Here is a 25,726-nt window from a genome sequence, read left to right as displayed (position 1 = left end):
CGTTTCGCTCGGTGGATGGCCGCCTTCTTCCCCCCGCGGAGAAGCTGACAATGGCAACCCGGCAGACGCAAATCCTTGCGCGGTCGCTCCTGACACCGGCCGTCGGCTTGCTCTTCATCTGGATGATCGTTCCGCTGGCGCTGACGCTCTATTTCTCGACGCTGCATTACAGCCTGCTCGATCCCGGCTCCGAGGCGTTCGTTGGCCTCGAAAACTTTCGCTACTTCCTCACCGATCCCGCTTTCCTCGACTCGCTCCAGAACACGCTGGTGCTGGTCGGCTCGGTGCTGGCGCTGACCATTTTGCTCGGCATTCCCCTGGCGCTGCTGCTCGATCAGCCCGTGATCGGCCGCAACATCGTGCGGCTGATGGTGATCGCGCCGTTCTTCGTGATGCCGACGGTGAGCGCGCTGGTCTGGAAGAATCTGTTGATGCATCCGGTCTCCGGCCTGTTCGCCTGGATCGCGTCGCTGTTCCACCTGACGCCGATCGACTGGTTCAACGACGTGCCGCTGTTCGCGGTGATCCTGATCGTCGCCTGGCAATGGCTGCCGTTCGCGACCCTGATCCTGCTGACTGCGCTGCAATCACTCGATGAGGAACAGAAAGAGGCCGCCGAGATGGACGGCGCCAGCGCGCTCTCGGCCTTCATCTACATCACGCTGCCGCACCTGGCGCGGCCCATCACCGTGGTGATCCTGATCGAGACCATCTTCCTGCTCACCGTGTTCGCCGAAATCTTCGTCACCACCGGCGGCGGGCCGGGCCTGCAAACCACCAACATCGCCTTCCTGATCTATTCGCAGGCGCTGATCCAGTTCGACGTCGGCAGCGCGTCCGCCGGCGGTCTGGTTGCGGTGGTGATCGCCAACGTCGTCGCCTTCTTCCTGGTCCGCATCGTCGGCCGCAATCTGGAGGCGTGAGACCATGGCACGGATGGCAACGACGCAGCGGGTGGTGGTATCGACGATCGGAGCGTGGTTCTTCGGCTTCCTGATCTTCTTCCCGATCCTCTGGATGGTGCTGGCGAGCTTCAAGACCGAGCTGGAAGCCTTCGCCATTCCGCCATCCTTCCTGTTCTTCCATTGGACCACCGAAAACTACGCCACCGTGCAGGAGCGCAGCGACTATCTGCATCATGCGGTGAATTCGATCATCATCGCCGGCGGCTCGACGCTGATTGCGCTTTTGATTGCCATTCCCGCGGCCTGGTCGATGGCGTTCTCGCCGACCAAGCGCACCAAGGACATCCTGCTCTGGATGCTCTCGACCAAGATGATGCCGCCGGTCGGCGTGCTGGTGCCGATCTACCTGATCTACAAGTCCTTCGGTCTACTCGACTCCCGCATGGGTCTCGTCTTCATCCTCTGTCTCGGCAACCTGCCGATCGTGATCTGGATGCTCTTCACCTATTTCAAGGAGATCCCGCGCGACATTCTCGAAGCCGCGCGGATGGACGGGGCCACCATCGGCCGCGAGCTCGTTTATGTGCTGACGCCGATGGCGATCCCGGGCCTGGCCTCGACCATGCTGCTCAATCTGATCCTGGCCTGGAACGAGGCGTTCTGGACGCTCAATTTGTCGACCTCGAGCGCCGCGCCGCTCACCGTGTTCATCGCCTCCTATTCGAGTCCGGAAGGATTGTTCTGGGCAAAACTGTCGGCGGCCTCGACGCTGGCGATCGCGCCCATTCTCGTCCTCGGTTGGTTCAGCCAGAAGCAGCTCGTGCGCGGGCTCACCTTCGGCGCGGTGAAGTAGAAGGGCTGCCGGATCATGGGTCAGATCACACTTCAGGACGTGCAGAAATCCTTCGGCCCCGTGCACATCATCAAGGGCGCCGATCTCGATGTCGCGGACGGCTCCTTCGTGGTGTTCGTCGGGCCGTCAGGCTGCGGCAAGACCACGCTGCTGCGCCTGATCGCCGGGCTCGAGGACGTCAGTGGCGGCAAGATCCTGATCGACGGCAAGAACGTCGTGGACACGCCGCCCGCCAAGCGCGGGCTCTCGATGGTGTTTCAGTCCTACGCGCTCTATCCGCATATGAGCGTGCGCGGCAATATCGGCTTCGGCCTGAAGATGGCGGGGCTTGCGAAGGACGAAATCAACCGCAAGGTCGAAGCCGCGGCTGCGACGCTGAACCTGACGCCCTATCTCGACCGCAAGCCGCGCGAGCTTTCCGGCGGCCAGCGCCAGCGCGTCGCGATCGGCCGCGCCATCGTCCGCGAGCCCAAGGCGTTCCTGTTCGACGAGCCGCTGTCCAACCTCGACGCCGCGCTGCGCGTGCAGATGCGGATCGAGGTGACGCGGCTGCAGAAGCAGCTCGGCACCACCGCGATCTATGTCACCCACGACCAGGTCGAAGCCATGACCATGGCCGACAAGATCGTGGTGCTCAACGGCGGCAAGATCGAGCAGTACGGCTCGCCGCTGGAGCTCTATGAGCGGCCAGCCAACCTTTTCGTCGCCGGCTTCATCGGCTCGCCGAAAATGAACTTCGTCACCGGCGAATTGGCAAAGCAGCAAGGCGCCACCACCATCGGCGTGCGTCCGGAGCACCTCAGGATCGAGCGCGACGGCGCCGGCGGCTGGCAGGGCACGATCGCGGTCGCCGAGCATCTCGGCAGCGACACCTTTCTGTACGTCGATGCCGGGCCTCTGGGCATGCTGACGGCACGCTACATCGGCGAACTCAGTCTGCATGCCGGTGATCGCGTGTCGCTGATGCCGGAGCCCGCGCGCATTCACCGCTTCGACCAGAGCGGCAACGCCGTTCGGGGCTGACAAGAAACGGCAAGTACGGCAAGAAACGGAAAGAGCAACATGTACCTGGAAAAATTCAAGCTGGACGGCAAGACGGCGTTCATCACCGGCGGCGGGCAGGGCATTGGCCTCGCCTGTGCCGAGGCGCTGGCTGAAGCCGGCGCCAAGGTCGTCATCGGCGATCGCGACAGCAAGGTCGCGGACACCGCAAAGGCCAGCCTGAAGGCAAAGGGTTATGACGTCGAGACCGCGATCATGGACGTCACCGACACCAAACGCGTGGCCGAGGTGGCGGGCGACCTCGTCGCGCGCCGCGGCAAGGTCGACATCCTCGTCAACAATGCCGGCATTGCCCGCAGCGAGACGCCGGCGGAGACCGTGACCGACGAGCACTGGCTCAACGTCATCGACGTCAATCTCAACGGCACCTTCTGGTGCTGCCGCGAGTTCGGCAAGCACATGCTCAAGGCGAAGAGCGGCGCCATCGTCAATATCGGCTCCATGTCCGGCTTCATCGTCAACAAGCCGCAGGAGCAGTGCTTCTACAATGCCTCCAAGGCCGCCGTGCACCATCTCACCAAGTCGCTGGCCGCCGAATGGGGCGCGCGCGGCATCCGCGTCAATGCGGTGGCGCCGACCTATATCGAGACGCCGCTCAACGCCTTCGTCAAGAGCAACGCAAAAATGTACGACGCCTGGATCGGTGGAACCCCGATGGCGCGGATGGGGCAGGTCGACGAGATCGCCTCCGTCGTGCTGTTCCTGGCCTCAGAGGCCGCGAGCCTGATGACGGGCAGCATCGTGCTGGTGGATGGCGGCTACACTTGCTGGTAGGCTTGCGTCAAAATTGACGAGAGCGACCGGGAGTGACAATGCCGCGAGCGTATATCGGCGTCGACGTGGGGACCACGAGCACGCGGGCAGGGGTGTTCGACGAGGCTGGCACCCTTCTGGCCACCGCCCGGCATCCGATCAGGATCTGGCACGAGGCCGGCGACATCGTCGAGCAGTCGTCCGCCGACATCTGGGACGCCTGCGCCAAATCGGTGCGGGCCGCAATGGCGGAAGCCGGGATTGCGCCCGACTGCGTCGGCGGTGTCGGCTTCGATGCCACCTGCTCGTTGGTGTTGCTCGACCGCCAGGGCGAGCCGGTCACCGTCAGTTCCTCCGGCGACAAGCAGCGCAACGTCATCGTCTGGATGGATCATCGCGCCACGGCCGAGGCGCGGCTGATCAACGAAACCGAAGACGCCGTGCTGCGCTATGTCGGCGGCTCGATCTCGCCCGAGATGGAGATGCCGAAGCTGCTATGGCTGAAGCGGCATGCACGCGCGAGCTTTGACGCGGCGGGGCATTTCTTCGATCTGGCCGACTACCTGACCTGGCGCGCGACCGGCTCACTGCAGCGCTCGACCTGCACCGTCACCTGCAAATGGAACTATCTCGCGCATGACGGCGGCGGCTGGAGCGCGCCGTTCTTCCGGCGCATTGGCCTATCGGATTTCGTCAGCGAAAACTATGCCCGCATCGGCACCGAGATCGTCGCTCCGGGCACGCGGCTCGGCGCAGGTCTCACCAGCGCGGCGGCAGCCAACCTCGGCCTTGTGCCCGGCACGCCGGTGGGCGCGGCGCTGATCGATGCGCATGCGGGCGGCATCGGCGCGATCGGCGGCCGCGACGGATCGGGCGAGGTGACCGACGTCTGCGACCGCCTCGCCTACATCATGGGGACGTCGGCCTGCATCATGGCGACGACCAAAGAGCCGTGTTTCGTACCGGGCGTCTGGGGGCCTTATTACTCCGGCATGGTGCCGAACTTCTGGCTCAACGAGGGCGGGCAGTCCGCTGCGGGCGCCGCGATCGATCATCTCCTCAAGTCGCATCCCGGCTTTGGCGAGGCGAGCGCGGCAGCGCGCAGCGAGGGGCTCGACATCATCGAGTTCCTGGAGCGTCGCATCATCGCGCGCGCAGGTGACGCCAGCCGCGCCGCGCTGCTGGCCCGCGACGTTCATGTCCTCCCCGAATTCATCGGCAATCGCTCGCCCTACGCCGATCCTGATACCCGCGCAGTGATCGCGGGCCTCGATCTCGACACCGACATCGGCGCGATGGAGCGGCTGTTCGTCGCCGGCCTCTGCGGCCTCGCCTATGGGCTTGCCGAGGTGATCGATGCTTTTGCCGCGAATGGTGTTCGCTCCGGCATCATGATCATGGGCGGCGGCGCGAGCCGCAGTCCGCTGGTGCGGCAGATCATGGCCGATACCACCGGCCTCACTGTCGCGCTGCCGCAGACGAAGGAGCCGGTGCTGCTGGGCGCCGCGATGCTGGGCGCGGTGGCCGGCGGCGCCCATGCCTCGATCGGCGAGACCATGGCAAAGATGTCGGCGCTGGGAGGCAAGAGCGAGCCGACCGCGCCCGACATGGCCGCGTTTCACGCCCGCAAGCGCGATGTCTACAAGCTGCTGCGCGAGGTCGATCGCGGCAGCCGCGCGGCGATGGGTAGAGGCTGAAACGGATGCTGATTTCCTGCGGCGATGCGCTGATCGATTTTGTGCCGACGCAAAACGCCGACGGGCGCGAGGCGGTGATGCCGGCCGTCGGCGGCTCCTGCCTCAACGTCGCCATCGGCATGGCGCGGCTCGGCGCGCCCACCGGTTTCGTCGGCGGCATCTCGACCGACATGTTCGGGCGCATGATCGCCGACCATGCCGCAGCGTCCGACGTCGACCTCGGTCTCGCCATGCGCAGCGATCACCAGACCACGCTCGCCTTCGTGCGCATCGTCGCGGGCGAGTCGCACTATGCCTTCTACGACGCCGAGACCGCGACGCGGAACTGGACCTACCGGCGCGGGAGCATTGCGTTCGATACCGTCGAAGCCCTCCATGTCGGTTCGACCACGCTGGTCAACGACCACGGCGCCGCCGAAACCAAAGCCCTGATCGCCGATGCGCTGATATCGTCGACGATTTCCTTCGATCCGAACTGTCGGCCCAATCTGGTCAAGGACAAGACGGCCTACCTTGCGCGCATGGCCGACTTTGCCGCGAGCGCCGACCTCATCAAGATGTCCGACGTCGACTTCGCCTACCTCTACGGCGAGGAGCCCTGGCAGCAACGGGCGAGTGCGCTGCTGGGGCAGGGGACAGGCCTCGTCGTCATCACCCGCGGCAACAACGGCGCCATCGCCTGGCATGCGGGAGCCGGGCAGATCGAAGCCGCAGCGCCGCAGGTCGAGATCGCCGACACCATCGGCGCCGGCGACAGTTTCCAGGCGGCGCTGCTGTTCGCCCTGCACAAGCAGGGGCGCCTCGCAAGGCAGGAATTGAAGCACATCAGTCCCGAGGAGCTCCGCCGCGCGCTGTCCTTTGCCGCCAATTGCGCCGGCCTCACCTGCACCCGCCCCGGCGCCGATCCGCCCTGGAGCCATGAGATCGCGTGGAGCCGGTAGCCGCCGTCACAGCCGTGCCACGACCTTCTCGGCGCATTTGAGGAAGGTGCGGATCAGCGGGCTGTGGGAATCCCGCCGCCAGCACACCGCAACATCGATGGAATCGGCGGCATCGCGCAGCGGCCTGAACACGATACCGCGCGGCGCGCCGAGCTTGGCGCAGGCCGGCACGATCGCAAGACCTTCACCGGCGAGAACCAGGCTCATCGCCGAATGCACCGTCTCCACCCGGCTGGCGATCGGCATCACCACCTGGTGCCGCCGCAGCAGGGCGGCGACCGCGGAGGAGGCGGGATCTTGGTCCGGCGGCGGCAACGCGATCAGCGGGCGGCCCTGTAGCCGGGCCATAGGCACCGAGGTCAGGCGGGCCAGCGGCGAGCGGATCGGCATCACCAGCATCAACGGCTGCGCCCCGATCCGCGCCACCTGGATCTCGGGATGGTGGATCGCGGGCATGCACAGCGCAACCGTGACGCTGCGGTCGAGCAGCCGCGCCTCGCGCGTCGATGCGCTGAGCTCGGCGAAGTCGAGATCGACGCCGGGAACGGATCGGCGCAATTCGGGGATCAGCCGCGGCAGCACTGCGTTGGCCAGCACGAACATGTAGCCGACCGACAGCCGCCCGCGCCGCCCGGAGGCCACCGCACGGGCAGCTTCGGCGCCGTCGGCGGCGAGTGCAAGCGCCTCGCTGGCGCGCGCCAGCAGCGCTTGGCCCGCCTCGGTCAGGTCCATGCCTCGCGTGCCGCGGCGAAACAATGGCGCGCCGATTTCGGCTTCCAGCTTGCGGATCTGGACCGAGAGCGGCGGCTGCGCCATCCGCAGCCGCTCGGCGGCCTTGCCGACGCTGCGCGCCTCGGCCACGGCGACGAAGTAACGGAGCCGGCGAAGATCCATTGGCATACCGAAAACGTATGGGTTGGCGATTAAAATCGTATTGGACGGCGAGTTAACAAAACTGTCATTCTCGCTGTCAATGCCATGTCAATGTCTTGGTCAATGTCTTGGGCCAACGGCGGCCGGCTTCGGAGCGTGATTTGACGATGAACGGCGATCCCTGCCTGCTGTCCGCAACCGAACTGCGCGGCCTCATCACCGAAAAACGGATTTCGCCCGTCGAACTCACCCGCGCGGTGCTCGCGCGCGCCGAGGCGCTGCAGCCCAAGCTGAACTGCTTCATCACGCTCTGCGGCGACGAGGCGATGGCAGCGGCGCGCGAGGCCGAGCGCAAGGTGATGACCGGCGAGCCGCTCGGCCTGCTGCACGGCATCCCCGTCACCGTCAAGGACATCGTCAACACCAGGGGCGTCAGGACCACCTTCGGCGCCGTTCCCTACAAGGATAATGTGCCGGCCGAAGATGCGGTCGCGGTTGCAAGGCTGCGCGCGGAAGGCGCGATCCTGATCGGCAAGACCACCACGCCGGAATTCGGCAGCAAATGCCTGACCGACTCGCCGCTGTTCGGCCGCACCCGCAATGCGTGGAGCGCGGAGCGTTCCTCCGGCGGCTCCAGTGGCGGCGCGGCGGTGGCGGTGGCGAGCGGCATCGCGCCGCTGGCGATCGCGACCGACGGCGGCGGCTCGACGCGGATTCCGGCGGCCTGCAACGGCGTGGTCGGGCTCAAGCAGAGCAATGGCGTCATCGCGCACAGCCAGGCGCTGGATGCTTTCGGCAACCAGACCTATGTCACGCCCACCACCCGCACCGTCGCCGATACCGCGCTGATGATGCAGGCCATGGCCGGGGAGGACGCTTGCGATCCCTGGTCGATCGGCATTCCCGTGCCGGACTTCATCGGCACAGCGGCGCAGCGCGGCGATCTGCGCGGTCAGAAAATCCTGTTCTGCCTCTCGCCGCCCGGCCGTCCCGTGTCCGCCGATGTCGTCACGGCCTTCAAGGCGAGCCTCGACCGGCTCGCGAGCCTGGGCGCCGAGCTCGAGGAATTCTCCGGCGAGAATTTTGACGTCGAGCCGATCTGGCGCGCCATCAACCACACGCTCTGGCGCACCCGCTTTGCAAAGCTCGCGGCAGAGCACAGGGGGGAACTGAGTGAGGCCTTCCTCAAGCAGCTTGCGCTTGCGACCGAAGTCAGCGGCGTCGATCATCAAGAGGCGATGTTCGCGCGCACCGCGCTGTTCCGCCGGGTGCAATCCCTGCTTGCGCGCGGCAACCTGTTGGTGATGCCGACCCTCACCCGCACCGCGCTGCCGATCGAGCAGGACCTGTTCGGCACCATCGAGATCGATGGCAAGCACTTCGACAGCGTCCGGCCGCACTGGTTCCCCTGGACCATGCCCTTCAACATGACCGGGCACCCCGCCGTCAGCCTGCCCTGCGGCTTCGGCCGCGACGGCCTGCCGATCGGGCTTCAGCTCGTCGGCCGCTTCCGCGCCGATGCCGAACTGTTGCGCGTGAGCGCCCTGTTCGAAGCCTCGCACGATCTCCTGTCCCGCTGGCCTGCTTGAGATGGGGCTCGGGAAAGACATTTTGCTTGTGGCTATCCTTCGAGAGGCCCGCTTTGGGCGGGCTCCTCAGGATGAGGTCTTGTTTTGCGGCGAAATGTTAAACCCTCATGGTGAGGAGCCCGCCAAGCGGGCGTCTCGAACCATGCAGGCCGAGCACCCTCTTGGCTTCCTAAGCACTTGCGTCCCGCGCCCGGACATGTTGATCGTGGCGCGGGTGAGCCCTGAAACCGAGCGCGCATGAGCGTATTTGTCCGAATGCGGCATAGCGCCCGCAACCCCCTCGGTGTCGTCCTGGCGAAGGCCAGGACCCATGCCGTCGCCAGGACGACGTCGGAGCTCGTGAGCGCATGAGCGTATTTGTCCTCCGACGTCTCGTGACCCTGCTGGCGACGCTGGTCGGCGCTTCCCTGATCATTTTCCTGGTGCTGGACGCGCTTCCCGGCAACGCCGCGCAGATGCTGATGGGCGCCGATGCGTCGCCGGATGCGGTGCGCGCGCTCACCGTCAAGCTGGGCCTCGATCAGCCGCTGGCCGTCCGCTATCTGCACTGGATCAAGGGTCTTGTTCTCGGCGACCTCGGCAACAGCTATGTCTACGGCACGCCCGTCGCAGCCCTGATCGCGGAGCGACTGGTGCTGACGGTCCCGCTTGCGATCATGTCCATGCTGATCACGGTGACGCTGGCGCTTTCGGCCGGCATCTACACCGCGGCCAACCACAACAAGCTCGGCGATGTCGGCGTGATGTCGCTGACGCAGGTCGGCATCGCGCTGCCGAACTTCTGGTTTGCAATTCTCCTGGTGCTCTTGTTCTCGGTGCGGCTGCAATGGCTGTCCGCCGGCGGCTTTGCCGGCTGGGAGGACGGCATCTGGCTCGGCATCAAGTCGCTGCTGCTGCCGGCAATCTCGCTCGCGGTGGTGCAGGCCGCGATCCTCGCGCGCGTCACGCGCTCTGCGGTGCTGGAAGTGCTGCGTGAAGACTTCGTTCGCACCGCGCGCGCGAAGGGGCTCGGCAAGCGCGAGGTGCTGTGGCGCCATGTGCTGCGCAACGCCATGATCCCGGTGATGACGGTGATGGGGCTGCAATTCGCCAATCTGCTCGCCGGCACTATCGTGATCGAGAACGTGTTCTATCTGCCGGGCCTCGGCCGCCTGATCTTCCAGTCGATCGCCAATCGCGACCTCATCGTGGTGCGCAATTGCGTGATGCTGCTCGCCACCATGGTCGTCATCGTCAATTTCGTGGTCGACGTGCTCTATGCCTTCGTCGACCCCCGCATCAAGGTGCACGATTTGTGAGTGAGCCGCTGACCACGCTCATTGACTTGCCGGCCGCAACGCGTCCTCTGCCGGCCCGGACGTTCTGGCGTCGCGCGCTGCGCCATCGCAGTTTTGTGCTGGGCGGCGCGCTCAGCCTTGTGGTGCTCGCCTCGGCGCTGCTGTCGCTGGTGTGGACGCCGTGGTCGCCCTACGAGATCGACATTGCTTCAAAGCTCAGGCCGCCGTCGGCGGCGCACTGGCTCGGCACCGATTCCTTCGGCCGCGACATCGTCTCGCTGCTGCTGGCGGGCGCCCGCTCCACCATCATGGTCGGCATCATCGCCGTGAGCATAGGTCTCACCTTCGGCGTCTGCCTCGGCTTGGTCGCGGCTGCCCGGCGCGGCTGGACCGAAGAGATCATCATGCGCTTCTCCGATTTCACCTTCGCCTTTCCGGCCGTGCTCTCCGCCATCATGCTCGCCGCGGTCGTGGGCCCGGGCATGGTGACCTCGATCGTCGCGATCGGCATTTTTCAGATCCCGACGCTGACCCGGCTGACGCGCGGCTCGGCCAACGCGATCTGGGCGCGCGAGTTCGTGCTGGCCGCGCGTGCCGCAGGCAAGGGCGCCTTTCGCATCACCATCGAGCACGTGCTGCCCAACATCCTGTCGATCCTGATCGTGCAGGTCACCATCCAGTTCGCGCTCGCCATTCTCGCCGAAGCCGCCTTGTCCTATCTCGGCCTCGGCACGCAGCCGCCGCAACCGTCCTGGGGCCGCATGCTGAACGACGCGCAGACGCTGCTGTTCCAGTCGCCGATGCTGGCGGTCTATCCGGGCGCGGCCATCGCGATTGCCGTGCTCGGCCTCAATCTCCTCGGCGATGGCTTGCGCGATCTGCTCGATCCAAGACTGGCGCGGGAGCGGTGAGGATGGCTGATCCCGCAACCATGCCGCTGATCGCGGTCGACAATCTCGGTGTCCGCCTCAACACCAGCCGCGGCCCTGCGCAGGCCGTGCGCGGCGTCAGCTTCTCCTTGAAGCGCGGCGAGACGCTGGGGCTGGTCGGGGAATCCGGCTGCGGCAAGTCGGTCACGGCGCTGTCCCTGATGGGGCTGTTGCCCGACAGCGCGGTCGTGAGCGGCAGCATCCGGCTCGACGGCAGCGAGCTGGTCGGGCTTGCGGATGCGGATTATTGCGGCTTGCGCGGCAACCGCATCGGCATGATCTTCCAGGAGCCGATGACCGCGCTCAACCCGATGCACACAATCGGCAACCAGGTCGCCGAGCCGCTGCGGCGTCACAAGAAATATTCCGCCGCCCAAGCGCGCAAGGAAGCGATCGCCTTGCTCGACCGCGTCGGACTGCCGGATCCGGCAAGGCGCATCGATGCCTATCCGCATCAGTTTTCGGGCGGCCAGCGCCAGCGCGTCACCATCGCGATGGCGCTCGCCTGCGGCCCCGACCTCTTGATTGCGGACGAGCCGACCACCGCGCTCGACGTCACCATTCAGGGCCAGATCCTCGACCTCATCGCCGACCTCGTCGAGGAGCGCGGCATGTCGATGATCCTGATCTCGCATGACCTCGGCGTCATCGCCGAGAACGTGCACCGCATGATGGTGATGTATGGCGGCACCGTGGTCGAGAGCGGGCCGACCGACGAGGTGTTCCGCCGCATGGGGCATCCCTACACGCAGGGCCTGTTCCGCGCCCGCCCGAAGCTCGGCGCGCGCAAGGGGACGCGGCTGAAGACGATATCGGGCACGGTGCCGGAGCTCGCCGACCTGCCGTCCGGCTGCACTTTTTCGGATCGATGTCCGCTCGTGATCGACCAATGTCGCGCCGCGCTTCCGCCAATGGTGGAGGTCGGACCGGGCCATGGCGTGCGCTGCATCAGGACGGATGTCTCGATGGCTGAAAGGGTCGGAGCGCTGATCGCATGACCGCCGCGCCTCTTCTCGATGTGAAGGATCTCGAGCAGCGCTACACGCTGCCACGCGAAAGCCTGTTTCGCCCCCCGGGGCAGGTGCGCGCGCTCAATGGCGTCAGCGTGCAGGTCGCCTCCGGCAAGAGCCTCGGTGTCGTCGGCGAATCCGGCTCGGGCAAGTCGACCTTCGCGCGGCTGGTGATGGCGCTGGAGCGGCCGACATCGGGGCAGGTCGCGCTGCTCGGGCGCGACCTCAACCATATCTCCACAGACGAGCTGCGCCGCGCCCGCCGCGACTTCCAGATGGTGTTCCAGGATCCCTATGGCTCGCTCGACCCGCGCCAGACCATTGCGCGCATCGTTGCAGAGCCGCTGACCGTGCTGGAAGAGGCCGATCGCACCACGTTTCGTGGGCGCGTCTCCACCGTGCTGCGGCAGGTGGGCTTGCGCGATGCCGACATGGACAAATATCCGCACGAGTTCTCCGGCGGCCAGCGCCAGCGCATCGCGATCGCGCGCGCGCTCATCACCCAGCCGAAGCTGATCGTCGCCGACGAACCGGTCTCCGCCCTCGACGTCTCGGTGCAGGCGCAGGTGCTCAACCTGATGCAGGACCTTCAGGAGCAGTTCGGCCTGAGTTACGTGCTGATCAGCCACGACCTCGCCGTCGTCGACTATCTCTGCGACGAGGTCGCGGTAATGTATCTTGGCCGGATCGTCGAGCAGGGACGCCCCGAAGACCTGTTCGAGCGCTGCGCCCATCCCTATACGCGGGCGTTGCTGGCCGCCGTGCCGCGCGTCCGCGCCGGCAGCGGCCGGCGCCGGCGTGGGGCGCAAGCGATCGCCTCGCAATCGGCGGCCGCGACCGGATGTCCCTATGCCGCGCGCTGCCCGCTTGCCGACCAGCATTGCCGCGAAGTCCTGCCTGAGCTACGCAAGCTGGGCGAGGCGCATCTGGCCGCCTGCCACAAGGCGGAGGCCGTGATGGCATTGCCGCATGTCGCCATGGAAGGTTAGTGTCCGGGACGGAATTGGCGTAGATTGGGAAGACGGAAGGCCGGGGAGTTACGCATGTTCAGGAAACTATCCATCGTCGCATTCGCCGCCGTGCTCGCAGCGGCACCTCTGCCGGTGCTGGCGCAGGGCAAGAAGGACAGCGTCGTCATGGCGATGGCGCTGGAGCCTCCGGGGCTCGATCCCACCAACGCGGCCGCCGCGGCGATCGCCGAGGTCACGCTCTACAACATCTATGAGACGCTGACCAAGATCAACGAGGACGGCACCACTTCGCCCCTGCTGGCGGAGAGCTGGACCGCTTCGCCCGACCTGAAGACCTATACGTTCAAGCTGCGCAAGGGCGTCAAATTCCACAATGGCGAGTCGTTCGATTCCGCGGCGGTGAAGTTCTCGTTCGAGCGCAACGCTGTCGCCACTAGCACCAACAAGGACAAGAGCCTGTTCCAGAGCTTCGAGTCCGTTGCCGCGCCCGATGCCGATACGGTCGTGATCACGCTGAAAAATTCCGAGCCGAACTTTCCGTTCTTGATGGGGCAGGCGAGTGCCTCGATCGTCGAGCCGAAGAGCGCGCCGACGAATATCACGCAGCCGGTTGGGACCGGGCCCTATCAGCTCGGCGCCTGGGCCAAGGGCTCTTCGATGACCCTGAACAAATGGGCCGACTATCGCAACGCCGCCGCGATCGAGCTCTCCAAGGTGACGATCCGCTTTATCTCCGATCCGTCGGCGCAGACGGCGGCGCTGCTCTCGGGTGATGTCGACGCGTTTCCGCGCGTTGCGGCCCAGCGCACCATCGCGCAGTTCAAGGCCGATCCGCGCTTCAACGTTATGGTCGGCGGCTCCAGGGCCAAGACCATCGTAGCCATCAACCATCGCAAGAAGCCGCTCGACGATGTCCGCGTGCGCCGGGCGATCCTCGCCGCGATCGATCGCAAGGCGATGATCGACGGCGCGGTCGATGGTTTCGGCACGCCGATCGGCAGCTTCTACGTGCCGACCGCGCTCGGCTATGTCGATACCACCGGCATCAACCCCTACGATCCCGAGAAGGCCAAGAAGCTCCTCGCCGAGGCCGGCGTCACCACGCCGCTCGAGCTGTCGCTGAAGCTGCCGCCGCCGTCCTATGCGCGGCAGGGCGGCGAGATCCTCGCGGCCCAGCTCGCCAAGGTCGGCATCATCGCCAAGGTCGAGAACGTCGAATGGGCGCAGTGGCTGTCGCAGGTGTTCGCCGGCAATGGTCCGCACAATTTCGACCTCACCATCGTCAGCCATGTCGAGCCGTTCGATCTCGTCAAGATCACCGAGCCGGACTACTACCTCGGCTACAACAACGAGGCCTTCAACGCGCTCTACAAGCAGATCGTGTCGACGCCGGATGAAGCGGCCCGTGTAAAGCTTCTCGGCGACGCCCAGCGCATGCTGGCAACCGACGCCGTCTCCGCCTACCTCTACCAGCCGCAGCTGATCACCATCACCAACAAGAAGCTGAAGGGCGTCTGGAAGGAAGTCCCGCAGTTCGAGAACGATTTCTCGGCGTGGCATTGGGAGTAGGGGGCGCGCGGCACCCGCATCGTTCGGAGCGCGCGGCCTATTATTGTGCCCTCTCCCCCTGTGGGAGAGGGCAGCGACGCCGGTAGATACAGACTCACTCGGGTGAGGGGTCTGTCTCCGCACGCGAAGCTTGCGAGTTGAATTTGCGGATAGACGTCGCGCTCGATAGCTTTCTGTCGGACGGGCAATCAAAGATGAAAGTTCAATTGCGTTATCTACGTTTGCCGAGCGATGGCAGGCCCCCGGGCGTGGGGCGGCCCTGCAGTCGGCCCCAGTCATTCAGGACCCAGCCCTCGTTGATCTTTTTGACGGTCTCGGCTTCTGCCTCGGTGGCCAGACGCGTGGTATCAATGACGTCATCCCAACCATCGACCAACTCTGGATCTGCCTCGGGATGTTTCGCGTGACCCGCGGGCTTTAGGTTCTTTTTCTTATTGAGTGGAGCGCGTTTGACTACCATCGCCGCCGTCATCTCTGCGCGCCGGCCTAGGTACTTCTTTCGCGTCTCTTTCGATCCTGTCATCTGGCTACATCCTTGGCTCTGAGGCTGCGTGATGGAATTGTCAGCTCTCGCTCAACAGATCCTCGAAGAGTTTCGCCCAATTACTCAAGGTCGCATCATCGAAAAGAGGTTTGGCCGACTCTAAGGCTCGCCTTTTGGCTTCGCGCGCCACGTCCACCTTCCATCCATCGTCGAGTGGGACGCCTTGTGCCTTCGCCCATACCTCGATCTGCGGAACGATAGGCTCTCCTGACTTCACTACGTCGGCGAATAGCATATCCGCTTTGCGCCCCCACCGATCAATAGCTGCGACCATGAAGCTTTGCGGGAAAAGGTCTTCGATCTCGGAATTGGCAAAGCCGACATACTTTTCTACAGTTCTTACCTTGGTCTTTGCGCTTTGATATAAGCCATTCTGCAGATCGCGCGACATCTTCTTACCGGTGTCGTCCGCATCAAGGAGTATATTTGGCAGAACCTGGTCCTTCCCGCCAAGGATACTCGCAATTACCTTGGCGTTGTTAGCGCCATGCGAGGGCGGGAAGACCATCTCTCTCTTCGGAGTTATCTTCTTGTTTGCGATCAGGACGGTTTTGATGAGAGCTAGGTAGTGCTGGTCCGATGGACCTTCCACGATGACCGGATGGCATCCGTAGAGGATGCTTTCAGCGAGGCTCATGTTGAGCGCGGAGTAAATTGCATATGTAGCCCCCGCTCGCCGAGGATCGTCGCTACCCTGGCGCAGATCGGGGGAAGATTTTGTTGAGCCATCTTCCGAGACAAAGACCTTCCGCACGCGGTCGAGCATGTCTGCATCAACCAGAAACGGCGAATGCGTCGTGTAAATAATTTGATTGGTCGATGCGAGACTTTCGAAGAAGGCTGACAGATCGCGTTGAGCTAGCGGATGAAGCGAAAGTCCGGGCTCATCTAGGAGCAAAATCGCGTCGGCATGAACACCACTGCTCTCTACCAGAAAAATAAGATAGAAACTCAGAAACCATTGTAGTCCGCTGCTACGGTCTTCAAGCTCGATCTTCTCCGGCCGCTTTGAGTCGCTGACCCAAATCCGAAAGTGATCGCCGTCAGCTTGAAATTCGAACGTATAATTGCCTTGCTTCCACCAGTCGCGAAACTTCTTCGTTAAATCGGTCCCGGCCGAGTTTAACAGAATAGTGCGTTCGCGTTTTTTGGTCGCTATTTTCGCGATTTCTTCATCGCCCGGATGTCGGTTGGGGTCCTTGAAGTCGCGCCCGAGTTCGAGGATTTCCTTTGGTTGTAGCTGGACAAAATTGAATAAGACGCGAAGAGTGCGAGCTTTCGCGGCTTCCTTCGCGCCAAGATCTTCGCGCGCGAGATTTTGAACGACATGCGGTAAATAGATCTCGGAGTCGAGGTTGCCGTAGTTTGAATAGTATACGAATCTCGGTAGGCCTCCGATAACGAGCTCCTTCACCTCTTCGATTTCATTCGGCGCGGGTGCTATCAATTTCGACTTGGCTGCGTGCAGATCTTGGATCAGCAAATTCAAACGAGGCACAATCGAACTGGTCGATGCTGGCGTTTCAGGAAGTAAAGCTGAAAAAGGTGCAATAACAGCATCCAGTGCTTCGGCATCATAAGCAGAGACGGGCCCGTCGCCCTGTTTTGCTGTTGCCAAGGCGCTTTGTATGTCGGCTTTCAAGCTCCCTTCCTTGTTGAGCTGGTTCATCGCGCTGACGTCGGTCTCAGCGGCAGTAAGGATCGCGATTAAGTCCGCGCTGCATAGCGCATCCGCCTTTTTGAAGTTCGGGAATTCGACTGTGTGTCGCCCATCGAAGAACCGGCGCACACAGACAGGTCCCGCCGTTTCCTCGGTCAGCCCGGTAAGTTCGACGAGCTTTGTCTTGACTACATCAGTCAGCGCGAACTCCGCGTGTATGAATGGGAATGAACCCGGCGACGCACGTACGGCTGCGTAATTACCCTTTGGATAATCCGAGGTAGGCGTAATCTCGCCCTCGCGAGCGGGGTTCAGCTTCCAAAGCGGGAGCAGTAGATTCGTCTTGCCCGATTCGTTAACGCCGATAAGCGCTGTAACTCGCTCTGCGTCGATCCAACCACTATCAACGACGGATCGAAAATTCGTCACCTTAAATCTGCGCAGCCGCATCGATTCCTCCCAGCCCTCGCGAGAGATTGTCCCCGAAGAGAAGTAAACGCAATGCGTTTGGCGTCGGAAGCCCACAACCGGAGGGAAGGCAACGTGTCAGTGGGATCTCGCCGCCGCGTGGCTTGAAATGCCGGAGATCGGCCATCTCCTGCCAGTGTCAGCGGAGTTTCGTTTTTTTATGCTGGCGAGATACCTGTGCGGTGATGAATTGATATTGCTAGGTTATTTCCGCCACTGATTACCCAAAGGCGAGAAGAAGCGCGCTCGGTGATTTCGGAATAGTAGCATTATGCCCCTGTGTTGCCCGACGAGTCAACGGGCGGGGATGCCAGTTGCTGCGGCCTCTCCCCCTGTGGGAGAGGGCAGCGACGCCGGTAGATACAGACTCACTCGGGTGAGGGGTCTGTCTCCGCGGAGAGAGACCCCTCATCCGGCGCTTCGCGCCACCTTCTCCCACAAGGGGAGAAGGAATAACCGCTATTTCGGAATAATGGCATTATACCGGTGTTTTGCCCGACGAGTCAAAGCGCCTCGCCGCCTGCCTGCGTAAGCCGTTGATTTATCAGTCACCGGCTACTGTGTATGGGGTTGTTTTCGAGTTTTTTGCTTGACCTCGGATCCGCCGCCGCCGCCTTGGCCTCGACGTCACCGATCCAGTCGCGGGACAGCGTCACGTCGGCCTGCGACAATTGATGGCCGGCCGGAAGCACCTTGTGGTCGACCCGCGCTCCCGCCTCCGACAGCAGGGCCGCCAGCCGTGCCGAATTGCTGGCCGACACGATCGGGTCGGCCTGTCCGGACAGAAGCAAAATCGGCTTACCGTCGAGTGCGGCCTTGGGCGGATCGGACAGGGGCACCATCGCGCGCAGCAGGATGGCGCCTGCCAACGCGTCCGGCTTCAGCAATAGCAGCGCGGCCGCGATATTGGCGCCGTTGGAGAAGCCGACCGCGACCGGCGCCGTGATGCCGTATTGTTGCCGGGCGTCTGCAACGAAGTCGCCGAGTTCGAGCGCGCGGCGACGCACATCCTCCTCGTCGAACACGCCCTCGGTGAGACGGCGGAAGAAGCGCGGCATGCCGTGCTCGAGCACGCGGCCGCGCGGCGAGAGCAGGGCCGAGCCGGGCGAGATCATCTTGCCGAGCCCAACGAGGTCGTTCTCGTCGCCGCCGGTGCCGTGCAGCAGCAGGAGCGGGGGCGAGCCCGCGCTGGTCGCGGGCTCGAAGCGGTGGATGAATGCACTCTCGGTCATGACACGCTCTCTTCCAGGCTCGGCAGGACGTCCTCGATCTGCTTGCGATGTTGTTCGAGGAAGCCCGGCAGCTTCAGGTCGCGGCCCAGGGTCGCAACGGGTTCGTCGACGGCGAAGCCGGGGATGTCGGTCGCGATCTCGAACAGCACGCCGCCGGGCTCGCGGAAGTAGATGGAGCGGAAGTAGTTGCGGTCGCGCTGCTCGGTCGGATGCAGGCCGTGATTGGAGACGAGCCTCTGGGCCATCCTGCCCTGCTCGGCATCGTCAGCCGCGCGGAACGCAATATGGTGCACGGAGCCGCCGCCCTGATGGCCACGCAAAAAGCCCTTGGCCTCGTAGATGTCGACGACGCTGCCCTCGGCGTCACCGGGCGCCTTGAAGCGGATCACCGAACCTTCGCGCGCGGTTTGCTCGAAGCCGAACACGTCGGTGAGGACGGCAGCCGTCTTTGCCGCGCTGTCCAGCAGCAGCGTCACGCCATGGAACCCGCGGATCGCATGCTCGGCCGGCACCTCGCCATTGCTCCAGCCGGGCTCGTTCTCGGCACCGGGGACGCCGACCAGCGCAAGCGCCATGCCGTCGGGATCGCTAAACGGCAGCACGGACTCCCCGAACCGCTTCTCCAGCGCTTCGTAACGGATGCCCTTCTCGGTGAAGCGCTGCGTCCAGTAGCCGAGCGAGCGCTGCGGTACCCGGAAGGCGGTCTGATGAGTCTCGCCGACGCCGCGGCGCCCCGCAGGCGCGCCGGCCCACGGGAAGAAGGTCAGGATGGTGCCGGGCCGGCCGGTCTCATCGCCATAATAAAAGTGGTAGGTGCCGGGGTCGTCGAAATTGACCGTCTTCTTGACGAAGCGCAGGCCGAGGTCTCGGGTGTAGAAGCCGAAATTCCCGATCGGATCGCCGGCAATCGCGGTGACGTGGTGCAGTCCAGACATTTGTCGTTCTCCAAGGCTCGTGGAGCGGTCTTGCTCTGGCCGCAAATATCGTTCCGGTTTGGATTGGAGACAATCCGTGCAAACATGACGGCTATGTCTACGATTTGGAACCGATCACCGGGCTGGGCACTTGGATAAGGTCGCCAGCCTGCGCGCCTTCGTGAAGGTGGTTGAAAGCGGCAGCTTTGCCGAGGCGGGCCGCCAGTTGCGGCTCTCGCGCTCCGCCATCAGCAAATACATCGCCGACCTCGAGGAGAGCCTCGGCGTCCAGCTTCTGAACCGGACCACCCGGCATGCGAGCCCGACCGAGAACGGCCAGCAATATTTCGAGCGCGCAGTCATGATCCTCTCGGAGATCGAGGCCGCCGATCAGGCAGTGACGCAAGCCCAGTCGGCGCCGCGGGGCCTGTTGCGCGTCAACGCGCCGATGTCGTTCGGGACCCTGCGGCTCGGGCCGGTGCTCGCCGACTTCATGGCGCGTTACCCGGAGCTTCAGCTTCAGCTCGTGCTGAGCGACGACCTGCTCGATCCCGTCCAGGACGGCTTTGACGTGACCTTGCGGATTGCGGAGCTGGAGTCCTCGAGCTTGATCGCGCGGAAGATCGTGCCTGTCGCTCGGATGGTCTGCGCCTCGCCGGACTATCTGGCGCGTCACGGCACGCCGAGGCATCCGCAGGATTTGCGCAACCATGTATCGCTGACCTACGGTTTCCTGCTCACCGGCAACCAGTGGAAGCTCACCGGCGCCGACGGAGACCACTGGATCCAGCCGGCCTGGTCGCTCTGCGTCAACAATGCCGAGGTGCTGCGCGACGTCGCGATCCAGGGCAGGGGGCTTGCACTGCTTCCCGAATTCATCGCCGCCGACGCCTTGAGGAAAGGCGAGCTGCGCACGGTGCTGGAGGATTATTCCGCGCCGCCGCTAGCGCTCTATGCGGTCTATCCACCGACGCGGCATCTTTCGGTGAAGGTGCGGCTCTTCATCGACTTTCTGGTCGAACGATTCGGCCGTGAGGAAGCCCTCGCGTCGCGCTAACGCCGCAGCGTGAACTCGCTAGCTTCCCGCCGGTGTTCCCATTTTGCCTTCTCGAGCTCGGGTTGATCGCACTCCGCCTCCGGATAGCCGATGCAGAGATAGGCGACGAATTTCCAGGATGCCGGCACGTCGAGAATGGCGTGGATGCGATCCGGACTGAGGATGGATACCCAGCCGAGCCCGATGCCATCGGCGCGGGCGGCGAGCCACATTGCGGTAATCGCGGCGACCACGGAATATTCGATCGTCTCGGGCATCGTTGCGCGGCCGAGGCCGTGGCCGATATCGCTTATTTTGTCCGCGAAGACGGCGAGGTGCCCCGGGGCCTGTTCGAGGCCCGAGAGCTTCAGCGCGGCATAGCGCGCTGCGCGCTCGCCGGCGTAGGTATTCAGGGCGTCGGCGTTGCAGGCCTTGAAGTCGTCGATCACATCGCGGCGCCGTGCCGACTCGTCGACGGTGACGAAGCGCCAGGGCTGGCTCAGACCGACCGACGGCGAGAGGCAAGCCGTCTCGATCAGGCGATCGATGGCGCCGTCCGGCAACAGATCGCTGCGAAAACGGCGCACGTCACGTCGCCACACGAACAGGTCGCGCAATTGCCGGCGGAAGCTATCGTCGAACTCGACCATGCGTCATCCTCCCGTCTGGAAGGCCGCTGCCACCAGCAGGATCAGGATCTCGCTGGTCTGTTCGAACGCGCCAAGGATGTCCCCGGTCTGTCCGCCAATCTGCCGCACGACAAGCCGCGCCAGGATCAGTCCGGCGAGCGACAGCAGGATCATGGCAACCAGCGCCTTTCCCGGCCCGAGTGCAAGGGCAAGACAAAGGGTTCCGAGAGCGAAGGCGACGGCCACGCTGCGCCCCGGGGGCGATCCGGCGCTCGCGGACAGTCCGTCGGGGCGCGCCGGGGGCACCAGCGACATGAACGCCGGCAGGCCTGCGCGGGCCGCAGCGTGCGCAGCGCACAGCGCAAGCGCGACCAGCCACGGGCTTGCGATGGCCGCCAGCGCACTCCAACGCAGGGCGAACGACAGGATCAGCGCACAGACGCCATAACTGCCGATCCGGCTGTCGCGCATGATCTCGAGCTTGCGCTCGCGCGTCCGGCCGCCGCCGAGCCCGTCCGCGGTGTCGGCAAGGCCATCCTCGTGCAGCGCGCCGGTGATGAGCGCGGTCGTGGCCAGTGCGAGCAGGGCGGACGGACCCGGCGTTAATCCCAACTTGGTCGCCACCGCATAGACCGCAGCGCCCAAAAGGCCAACCAGCAGCCCGGCGACCGGCAGCGCCCAGGTCGCGCGCGCGACGGCACCGTCACCGGCGGGCTTCGATGAACCCACCGGCAGGATCGTGACGAACGACACCGCGATCCTGAGATCGGCGATGACGTCTTTCAAAAATTTGGCGTGCGGCATCATTTCAGTTTCATCGGCAGGCCCGCGACGACGAACTCGACCTCGTCGGCGACATCAGCGATGATCTGGTTCATGATCCCGGCAGCGTCGCGGAAGCTGCGCGCCAGCGCGTTGTCGGGCACGATGCCGAGGCCGACCTCGTTGGTGACGAGAAGGACGGGGCTCTTGAAGCGGGGTAGGGCGCCGGCAAGCTCTGTGACTTCGCGCTCCCACTCGCGCTCCGCGTGGAGCAGGTTGGAAAGCCACAGTGTCAGGCAGTCGACAAGCCTTGCGCCGCCGCCATCGGTCGCGACCAGCGCCTGCGCGAGATCGAGCGGCACCTCGCGCTCGATCCAATCGGTTCCGCGCCGCGCGCGATGCGTTGCGATGCGCTCTTCCATCTCCGCATCGAGCGCCTCGGCCGTCGCGACATAGACGGGTCGTCCGGGAAAGGCGCGGGCGCGCGCTTCGGCACGCTTGCTCTTGCCCGATCGCGCTCCGCCTGTGATCAAGATGACGGCCATGAAGGTCTCCTGTCGGCCAGCACTAATCACCAAATGCGCCCAAAGACAAAGCCGAAATCAGGCGTACCGGGGCTTGCGCTGGGCCGGGGCTTTGCGCAACAGGGACGGAGCGAGACGGGGGGACGTACGTGGGCTTTGCGGGGGCGATGGTGGTGGCGATGGCGGTGGATGCCCTGGTGGGCTGGCCGTCGTGGCTGTTCGTACAGATCGGCCATCCCGTGACCTGGCTCGGCCGGTTGATCGCCGCCGTCGACGCTGCCTGGAATCGGCCTTCCGATCCGCCGGCGCTGCGCCGCACGGCGGGTGTCGCTGGCGCGCTCGTCGCGATCGCGCTGGCGGTTGCGCTTGGCTGGACGCTTCAATCCGCGCTGTCGTTTGGCTGGATCCAGATCGCGCTGGTCGGCATGCTGGCCTGGCCGTTGGTCGCGTTGCGCTCGCTGCATGACCATGTCGCCGCCGTCGCGAAACCCTTGCAGGCCGGCGACATCGCCGGCGCGCGCGAGGCGGTTGCGCGCATCGTCGGTCGCGATCCGGCGGCGCTCGATGAAGCCGGCATCGCCCGCGCGGCGATCGAGAGCCTGGCGGAAAACGCCTCCGACGGCATCGTGGCGCCGGTGTTCTGGGGCGCCCTGTTCGGCTTGCCCGGGATTCTCGGCTACAAGGCGATCAACACGCTGGATTCCATGATCGGCCATCGCACCGAACGGCACGAGGCCTTCGGCCGGGCGGCTGCGCGGATCGACGATGTCGCCAACTTCGTTCCGGCGCGGCTGACCGGATTTCTCTTCGTGCTGCTGGCACCGCGGCGAGCGGAGGCGCTGTCGTGCATGAGGCGCGATGCCCGCCGTCATCGCTCGCCCAACGCCGGGTGGCCGGAAGCGGCGATGGCCGGCGCGCTTGGCGTGCGGCTGAGCGGCCCCCGCATCTATCACGACGGCACTACCAACGAGCCCTGGCTGAACCAAGGCGCGCGCGATCCGCTCGCCGCCGACATCACTGATGCCCTGGCGGTCTATCGCCGCGCCATGCTGCTGCTCGCTGGCGTTCTTGCGATCCTGGCGTTCGCGTGAAAGAACAGGACATGCGTGAGCACGGCGGAAATCTCGATCAGGCCCAGCTGCGTTTTGGCGGCCGCGCGGAGGACTGGATCGACCTCTCGACCGGGATCAATAGGCTGCCTTATCCGGTGGGCGAGATCGACGCGCGCTATTGGAATGCGTTGCCGTCGCGGTCCGAGATCGCAACCCTGCATCAGGCGGCGCAGCACGCCTACGGCACGAGCGCGCCGATCGTCGCGATGGGGGGCGCGCAGGCCGCGATACAATCATTGCCGCAACTTGGGCCACACGGCCGGGGGCGCATTCTCGCGCCGACCTATAACGAGTATGCCGCGGTCCTGTCAGTCGCGGGCTGGAAGGTCGAACAGGTCAGCGAGCTCGACGCACTTGCGGGCGCGGACCTCGCCATTGTCGTCAATCCCAACAATCCCGATGGCCGGTGCCATCCACCGAAGGATCTGCTGGCGCTGCTGCCGCGCGTCGGCCGCCTCGTGATTGATGAGAGCTTTGCCGACGCCGTTCCGCATTTGTCGCTGGCTTCGGAAGCGGAGCGGGCAGGGCTGTTGATCCTGCGCTCCTTTGGAAAATTCTACGGACTCGCCGGCCTGCGGCTCGGCTTTGCGCTTGGCAATGCGGCCGACATTGCGAGACTCGCGGCGATGTCCGGCCCTTGGCCGGTATCGGGGGCTGCGATCGCGGTTGGTCGCCGCGCCTTGCGCGACGAGGCCTGGGCCAAGGCAACCTCAGCGCGCCTCGCGCGCGATAGTTTGAGGCTCGACGCCATGGTGCAATCGCAGGGCTGGCGGCTCGCTGGCGGCACGCCCCTGTTTCGTCTCTACGAGACGGCCGACGCGCCCGCCGCGCAGGAAAAACTCGCGCGTGGCCAGATCTGGTCGCGCGTCTTCACGAAGAAGCCGACATGGCTACGCCTGGGGCTGCCGGGCAGCGAAGCCGAATGGGCACGTCTCGCTGAGCTTCTTTCGCGCTGAACGCTTAGCGCGCTAACGCGAGCAAGCCTTCAACATCGAGATGGGATTCCATGTGATCGGCGAGCGCATCCAGCGCGCTTTCGATCCTGGCGTGATACGGCTCGTCGCCGACGGGAATGTCGAGCTTTGCGAGATATGCCTTGCGGAAATCGTCCGAAGTGAAGAGGCCGTGCAGGTAGCTGCCCTGCACGCGTCCGTCGCTTGAGATCGCGCCTTCCGGCGCGCCGTCGAGCCTCGCGAAGGGGCGGGCGCGATCCGGCCCGTCGGTGTGGCCGATATGGATTTCGAAAGCCTGGATCGGTTGATCCGTGGCTGTATGCACGGCCGACACACGCGTCAGCGTCTTCTGCGCGCTCATCTCTGTCGTCACATCCAGAAGTCCAAGACCCGGCGTTTCGCCGGCCGGTCCCTCGATTCCATCGGGGTCGGCGACGCTGCGTCCAAGCATCTGATAGCCGCCGCAGAGGCCGAGCACATGGCCGCCCCTGCGGTGATGCGCCACGAGATCGATGTCCCAACCTTGCGCGCGCAGGAAAGCGAGATCGCCGCGCGTCGATTTGGAGCCGGGGATGATGACGAGACGGGCATCGCCGGGGATCGCTTCGCCCGGGCGCACCATCACGAGATCGACACCAGGCTCGAGCTTGAGCGGATCGAGATCGTCGAAATTGGCGATCCGCGACAGAGCAAGGCAGGCGATCTTGCATTGACCCGGCTTTCGCGCATCGCTTAGGCCCAGCGCATCTTCGGCCGGAAGCTCGCCGGCGCGGGCAAACCAGGGCAGCACGCCAAAACCGCGCCAAGCAGTCTTTTCTTCGATCAACTTGTAGCCGTCGTCGAACAGCGTGGGATCACCGCGGAACTTGTTGATGACGAAACCCCGGATCATCGCGGCATCATCCGGATCGATCACCGTCTTGATGCCGACGAGTTGTGCGATGACGCCGCCGCGATCGATGTCGCCGACCAGCACGACGGGGACATCGGCCTTGCGCGCAAATCCCATATTGGCGATGTCAGCCTTGCGTAAGTTCACCTCGGCCGGGCTGCCGGCGCCTTCGACCAGCACGAGATCGGCGCATGCCTTCAGCCGCTCAAAGCTCTCCAGCACCGCGCCCATCAGCTGTGGCTTCATCGCCGCATAGTCACGCGCACGTGCGGTTGCGATCCGTTTTCCCTGCACGATCACCTGCGCGCCCACATCGGTCTCGGGCTTCAGCAGGACCGGATTCATGTCGGTGTGCGGCTCGGCGCCCGCGGCGAGCGCCTGGAGCGCCTGGGCGCGGCCGATCTCGCCGCCGTCGACGGTAACGGCGGCATTGTTCGACATATTCTGCGGCTTGAAAGGGAGCACGCGCAGGCCGCGGCGCGTAAAGGCGCGCGCGAGGCCGGCGACGATGAGCGACTTGCCCACGTCCGAGCCGGCCCCCTGGATCATCAACGCGCGCGCCATCGTGTCT

At 64.7% G+C, this 25,726-nt stretch carries 24 protein-coding genes; 15 read left to right on the top strand and 9 right to left on the bottom strand.

Going from position 1 to position 25,726, the window contains the following annotated elements:
- Nucleotides 1-50: 50 nt before the first annotated feature.
- Genes FXV83_RS05050 through FXV83_RS05025 form a run of 6 tightly spaced genes read left to right on the top strand, consistent with a single transcriptional unit; the run spans nt 51 to nt 6,211 of the window.
- Nucleotides 51-923, top strand: coding sequence for a carbohydrate ABC transporter permease (locus FXV83_RS05050; RefSeq protein WP_148738104.1), 873 nt, complete (start codon nt 51-53; stop codon nt 921-923).
- Nucleotides 924-927: 4 nt separating this feature from the next.
- Nucleotides 928-1,758 carry a carbohydrate ABC transporter permease gene (locus FXV83_RS05045; protein ID WP_148738103.1) on the top strand — a complete coding sequence of 277 codons (831 nt, stop codon included), beginning with the start codon at nt 928-930 and terminating at the stop codon, nt 1,756-1,758.
- A gap of 15 nt (nt 1,759-1,773) precedes the next feature.
- Nucleotides 1,774-2,781 carry an ABC transporter ATP-binding protein gene (locus FXV83_RS05040; protein ID WP_148738102.1) on the top strand — a complete coding sequence of 336 codons (1,008 nt, stop codon included), beginning with the start codon at nt 1,774-1,776 and terminating at the stop codon, nt 2,779-2,781.
- Nucleotides 2,782-2,820: 39 nt separating this feature from the next.
- The gene (locus FXV83_RS05035) at nt 2,821-3,594 is read left to right on the top strand and encodes an SDR family NAD(P)-dependent oxidoreductase (protein ID WP_148738101.1); all 774 of its coding nucleotides are present in this window, start codon (nt 2,821-2,823) and stop codon (nt 3,592-3,594) included.
- Between the two features lie 38 nt (nt 3,595-3,632).
- Nucleotides 3,633-5,270 (top strand): FGGY-family carbohydrate kinase, encoded by a 1,638-nt coding sequence (locus FXV83_RS05030; protein WP_148738100.1) that lies wholly within the window; start codon nt 3,633-3,635, stop codon nt 5,268-5,270.
- 5 nt (nt 5,271-5,275) lie between these two features.
- The gene (locus FXV83_RS05025; RefSeq protein WP_148738099.1) at nt 5,276-6,211 is read left to right on the top strand and encodes a carbohydrate kinase family protein; all 936 of its coding nucleotides are present in this window, start codon (nt 5,276-5,278) and stop codon (nt 6,209-6,211) included.
- Between the two features lie 6 nt (nt 6,212-6,217).
- Here FXV83_RS05025 and FXV83_RS05020 read toward each other — a convergent pair whose 3' ends face one another.
- On the bottom strand, nt 6,218-7,105 hold the full coding sequence (locus FXV83_RS05020) for a LysR family transcriptional regulator (RefSeq protein ID WP_148738098.1): 888 nt from the start codon (nt 7,103-7,105) through the stop codon (nt 6,218-6,220).
- A 146-nt stretch (nt 7,106-7,251) separates the two neighbouring features.
- Here FXV83_RS05020 and FXV83_RS05015 point away from each other — a divergent pair, with 146 nt between their 5' ends.
- The 6 genes from FXV83_RS05015 to FXV83_RS04990 all read left to right on the top strand — a co-directional run bounded on the left by FXV83_RS05015 (nt 7,252) and on the right by FXV83_RS04990 (nt 14,429).
- The gene (locus tag FXV83_RS05015; RefSeq protein WP_187435668.1) at nt 7,252-8,673 is read left to right on the top strand and encodes an amidase; all 1,422 of its coding nucleotides are present in this window, start codon (nt 7,252-7,254) and stop codon (nt 8,671-8,673) included.
- 347 nt (nt 8,674-9,020) lie between these two features.
- The gene (locus FXV83_RS05010; RefSeq protein ID WP_148738096.1) at nt 9,021-9,971 is read left to right on the top strand and encodes an ABC transporter permease; all 951 of its coding nucleotides are present in this window, start codon (nt 9,021-9,023) and stop codon (nt 9,969-9,971) included.
- A complete protein-coding gene (locus FXV83_RS05005; RefSeq protein WP_148738095.1) occupies nt 9,968-10,861 on the top strand; it encodes an ABC transporter permease in 894 nt (297 codons plus the stop codon). Before FXV83_RS05010 ends, FXV83_RS05005 begins: the two co-directional genes overlap by 4 nt.
- Before the next feature lie 2 nt (nt 10,862-10,863).
- Nucleotides 10,864-11,877, top strand: coding sequence for an ABC transporter ATP-binding protein (locus FXV83_RS05000; RefSeq protein WP_187435667.1), 1,014 nt, complete (start codon nt 10,864-10,866; stop codon nt 11,875-11,877).
- A complete protein-coding gene (locus tag FXV83_RS04995) occupies nt 11,874-12,878 on the top strand; it encodes an ABC transporter ATP-binding protein (RefSeq protein ID WP_148738093.1) in 1,005 nt (334 codons plus the stop codon). Before FXV83_RS05000 ends, FXV83_RS04995 begins: the two co-directional genes overlap by 4 nt.
- A 54-nt stretch (nt 12,879-12,932) precedes the next feature.
- Nucleotides 12,933-14,429, top strand: a complete 1,497-nt coding sequence (locus FXV83_RS04990; protein ID WP_148738092.1) for an ABC transporter substrate-binding protein — start codon at nt 12,933-12,935, stop codon at nt 14,427-14,429.
- A gap of 211 nt (nt 14,430-14,640) precedes the next feature.
- Here the strand turns inward: FXV83_RS04990 and FXV83_RS04985 are convergent, their stop codons facing one another.
- The 4 genes from FXV83_RS04985 to FXV83_RS04965 all read right to left on the bottom strand — a co-directional run bounded on the left by FXV83_RS04985 (nt 14,641) and on the right by FXV83_RS04965 (nt 19,268).
- Nucleotides 14,641-14,952, bottom strand: coding sequence for a hypothetical protein (locus FXV83_RS04985; protein WP_148738091.1), 312 nt, complete (start codon nt 14,950-14,952; stop codon nt 14,641-14,643).
- A gap of 40 nt (nt 14,953-14,992) precedes the next feature.
- Nucleotides 14,993-17,083: an AAA family ATPase gene (locus tag FXV83_RS04980; protein ID WP_148738090.1), complete on the bottom strand. Its 2,091-nt coding sequence runs from the start codon at nt 17,081-17,083 to the stop codon at nt 14,993-14,995.
- A 566-nt stretch (nt 17,084-17,649) separates the two neighbouring features.
- Nucleotides 17,650-18,333: an alpha/beta hydrolase gene (locus FXV83_RS04970; RefSeq protein WP_148738088.1), complete on the bottom strand. Its 684-nt coding sequence runs from the start codon at nt 18,331-18,333 to the stop codon at nt 17,650-17,652.
- Nucleotides 18,330-19,268 (bottom strand): ring-cleaving dioxygenase, encoded by a 939-nt coding sequence (locus tag FXV83_RS04965; protein ID WP_148738087.1) that lies wholly within the window; start codon nt 19,266-19,268, stop codon nt 18,330-18,332. The genes FXV83_RS04970 and FXV83_RS04965 overlap by 4 nt, the downstream gene beginning before the upstream one ends.
- 130 nt (nt 19,269-19,398) lie before the next feature.
- Here FXV83_RS04965 and FXV83_RS04960 point away from each other — a divergent pair, with 130 nt between their 5' ends.
- Nucleotides 19,399-20,304, top strand: a complete 906-nt coding sequence (locus tag FXV83_RS04960) for a LysR family transcriptional regulator (RefSeq protein WP_187435666.1) — start codon at nt 19,399-19,401, stop codon at nt 20,302-20,304.
- Here FXV83_RS04960 and bluB read toward each other — a convergent pair.
- Genes bluB through cobU form a run of 3 tightly spaced genes read right to left on the bottom strand, consistent with a single transcriptional unit; the run spans nt 20,301 to nt 22,219 of the window.
- On the bottom strand, nt 20,301-20,933 hold the full coding sequence (bluB, locus tag FXV83_RS04955) for a 5,6-dimethylbenzimidazole synthase (RefSeq protein ID WP_148738086.1): 633 nt from the start codon (nt 20,931-20,933) through the stop codon (nt 20,301-20,303). The genes FXV83_RS04960 and bluB overlap by 4 nt on opposite strands.
- A gap of 3 nt (nt 20,934-20,936) precedes the next feature.
- Entirely contained in the window at nt 20,937-21,719 is a 783-nt protein-coding gene (gene cobS / locus FXV83_RS04950) for an adenosylcobinamide-GDP ribazoletransferase (protein ID WP_148738085.1), read from the bottom strand.
- Nucleotides 21,716-22,219 carry a bifunctional adenosylcobinamide kinase/adenosylcobinamide-phosphate guanylyltransferase gene (gene cobU / locus FXV83_RS04945; RefSeq protein WP_187435665.1) on the bottom strand — a complete coding sequence of 168 codons (504 nt, stop codon included), beginning with the start codon at nt 22,217-22,219 and terminating at the stop codon, nt 21,716-21,718. The genes cobS and cobU overlap by 4 nt, the downstream gene beginning before the upstream one ends.
- Nucleotides 22,220-22,347: 128 nt before the next feature.
- On the opposite strand from cobU, the gene cbiB reads away from it, so the two are divergent.
- Together cbiB and cobD are read left to right on the top strand one after the other, a co-directional pair.
- Entirely contained in the window at nt 22,348-23,289 is a 942-nt protein-coding gene (cbiB, locus tag FXV83_RS04940; protein ID WP_187435664.1) for an adenosylcobinamide-phosphate synthase CbiB, read from the top strand.
- An 11-nt stretch (nt 23,290-23,300) separates the two neighbouring features.
- Complete coding sequence (cobD, locus tag FXV83_RS04935) at nt 23,301-24,266, top strand: threonine-phosphate decarboxylase CobD (protein ID WP_187435663.1); 966 nt, start codon at nt 23,301-23,303, stop codon at nt 24,264-24,266.
- 4 nt (nt 24,267-24,270) lie between these two features.
- On the opposite strand, the gene FXV83_RS04930 is transcribed toward cobD, so the two are convergent.
- Nucleotides 24,271-25,719: a cobyric acid synthase gene (locus FXV83_RS04930; RefSeq protein WP_148738082.1), complete on the bottom strand. Its 1,449-nt coding sequence runs from the start codon at nt 25,717-25,719 to the stop codon at nt 24,271-24,273.
- Nucleotides 25,720-25,726: the final 7 nt, after the last annotated feature.

The organism is Bradyrhizobium hipponense, assembly GCF_008123965.1.
Lineage (GTDB): Bacteria > Pseudomonadota > Alphaproteobacteria > Rhizobiales > Xanthobacteraceae > Bradyrhizobium > Bradyrhizobium hipponense.
Note: the sequence above shows the minus strand (reverse complement) of the source record. Positions and strands in the feature narration are given on the sequence as shown.

Excerpts from the sequence above, each read along its gene's own strand:
- FXV83_RS05050 (WP_148738104.1), top strand. The coding sequence starts at position 51 with ATGGCAACCCGGCAGACGCAAATCCTTGCGCGGTCGCTCCTGACACCG.
- FXV83_RS05045 (WP_148738103.1), top strand. The coding sequence starts at position 928 with ATGGCACGGATGGCAACGACGCAGCGGGTGGTGGTATCGACGATCGGA.
- FXV83_RS05040 (WP_148738102.1), top strand. The coding sequence starts at position 1,774 with ATGGGTCAGATCACACTTCAGGACGTGCAGAAATCCTTCGGCCCCGTG.
- FXV83_RS05035 (WP_148738101.1), top strand. The coding sequence starts at position 2,821 with ATGTACCTGGAAAAATTCAAGCTGGACGGCAAGACGGCGTTCATCACC.
- FXV83_RS05030 (WP_148738100.1), top strand. The coding sequence starts at position 3,633 with ATGCCGCGAGCGTATATCGGCGTCGACGTGGGGACCACGAGCACGCGG.
- FXV83_RS05025 (WP_148738099.1), top strand. The coding sequence starts at position 5,276 with ATGCTGATTTCCTGCGGCGATGCGCTGATCGATTTTGTGCCGACGCAA.
- FXV83_RS05020 (WP_148738098.1), bottom strand. The coding sequence starts at position 7,105 with ATGGATCTTCGCCGGCTCCGTTACTTCGTCGCCGTGGCCGAGGCGCGC.
- FXV83_RS05015 (WP_187435668.1), top strand. The coding sequence starts at position 7,252 with ATGAACGGCGATCCCTGCCTGCTGTCCGCAACCGAACTGCGCGGCCTC.
- FXV83_RS05010 (WP_148738096.1), top strand. The coding sequence starts at position 9,021 with ATGAGCGTATTTGTCCTCCGACGTCTCGTGACCCTGCTGGCGACGCTG.
- FXV83_RS05000 (WP_187435667.1), top strand. The coding sequence starts at position 10,864 with ATGGCTGATCCCGCAACCATGCCGCTGATCGCGGTCGACAATCTCGGT.
- FXV83_RS04995 (WP_148738093.1), top strand. The coding sequence starts at position 11,874 with ATGACCGCCGCGCCTCTTCTCGATGTGAAGGATCTCGAGCAGCGCTAC.
- FXV83_RS04990 (WP_148738092.1), top strand. The coding sequence starts at position 12,933 with ATGTTCAGGAAACTATCCATCGTCGCATTCGCCGCCGTGCTCGCAGCG.
- FXV83_RS04985 (WP_148738091.1), bottom strand. The coding sequence starts at position 14,952 with ATGACAGGATCGAAAGAGACGCGAAAGAAGTACCTAGGCCGGCGCGCA.
- FXV83_RS04980 (WP_148738090.1), bottom strand. The coding sequence starts at position 17,083 with ATGCGGCTGCGCAGATTTAAGGTGACGAATTTTCGATCCGTCGTTGAT.
- FXV83_RS04970 (WP_148738088.1), bottom strand. The coding sequence starts at position 18,333 with ATGACCGAGAGTGCATTCATCCACCGCTTCGAGCCCGCGACCAGCGCG.
- FXV83_RS04965 (WP_148738087.1), bottom strand. The coding sequence starts at position 19,268 with ATGTCTGGACTGCACCACGTCACCGCGATTGCCGGCGATCCGATCGGG.
- bluB (WP_148738086.1), bottom strand. The coding sequence starts at position 20,933 with ATGGTCGAGTTCGACGATAGCTTCCGCCGGCAATTGCGCGACCTGTTC.
- cobS (WP_148738085.1), bottom strand. The coding sequence starts at position 21,719 with ATGATGCCGCACGCCAAATTTTTGAAAGACGTCATCGCCGATCTCAGG.
- cobU (WP_187435665.1), bottom strand. The coding sequence starts at position 22,219 with ATGGCCGTCATCTTGATCACAGGCGGAGCGCGATCGGGCAAGAGCAAG.
- cobD (WP_187435663.1), top strand. The coding sequence starts at position 23,301 with ATGCGTGAGCACGGCGGAAATCTCGATCAGGCCCAGCTGCGTTTTGGC.
- FXV83_RS04930 (WP_148738082.1), bottom strand. The coding sequence starts at position 25,719 with ATGGCGCGCGCGTTGATGATCCAGGGGGCCGGCTCGGACGTGGGCAAG.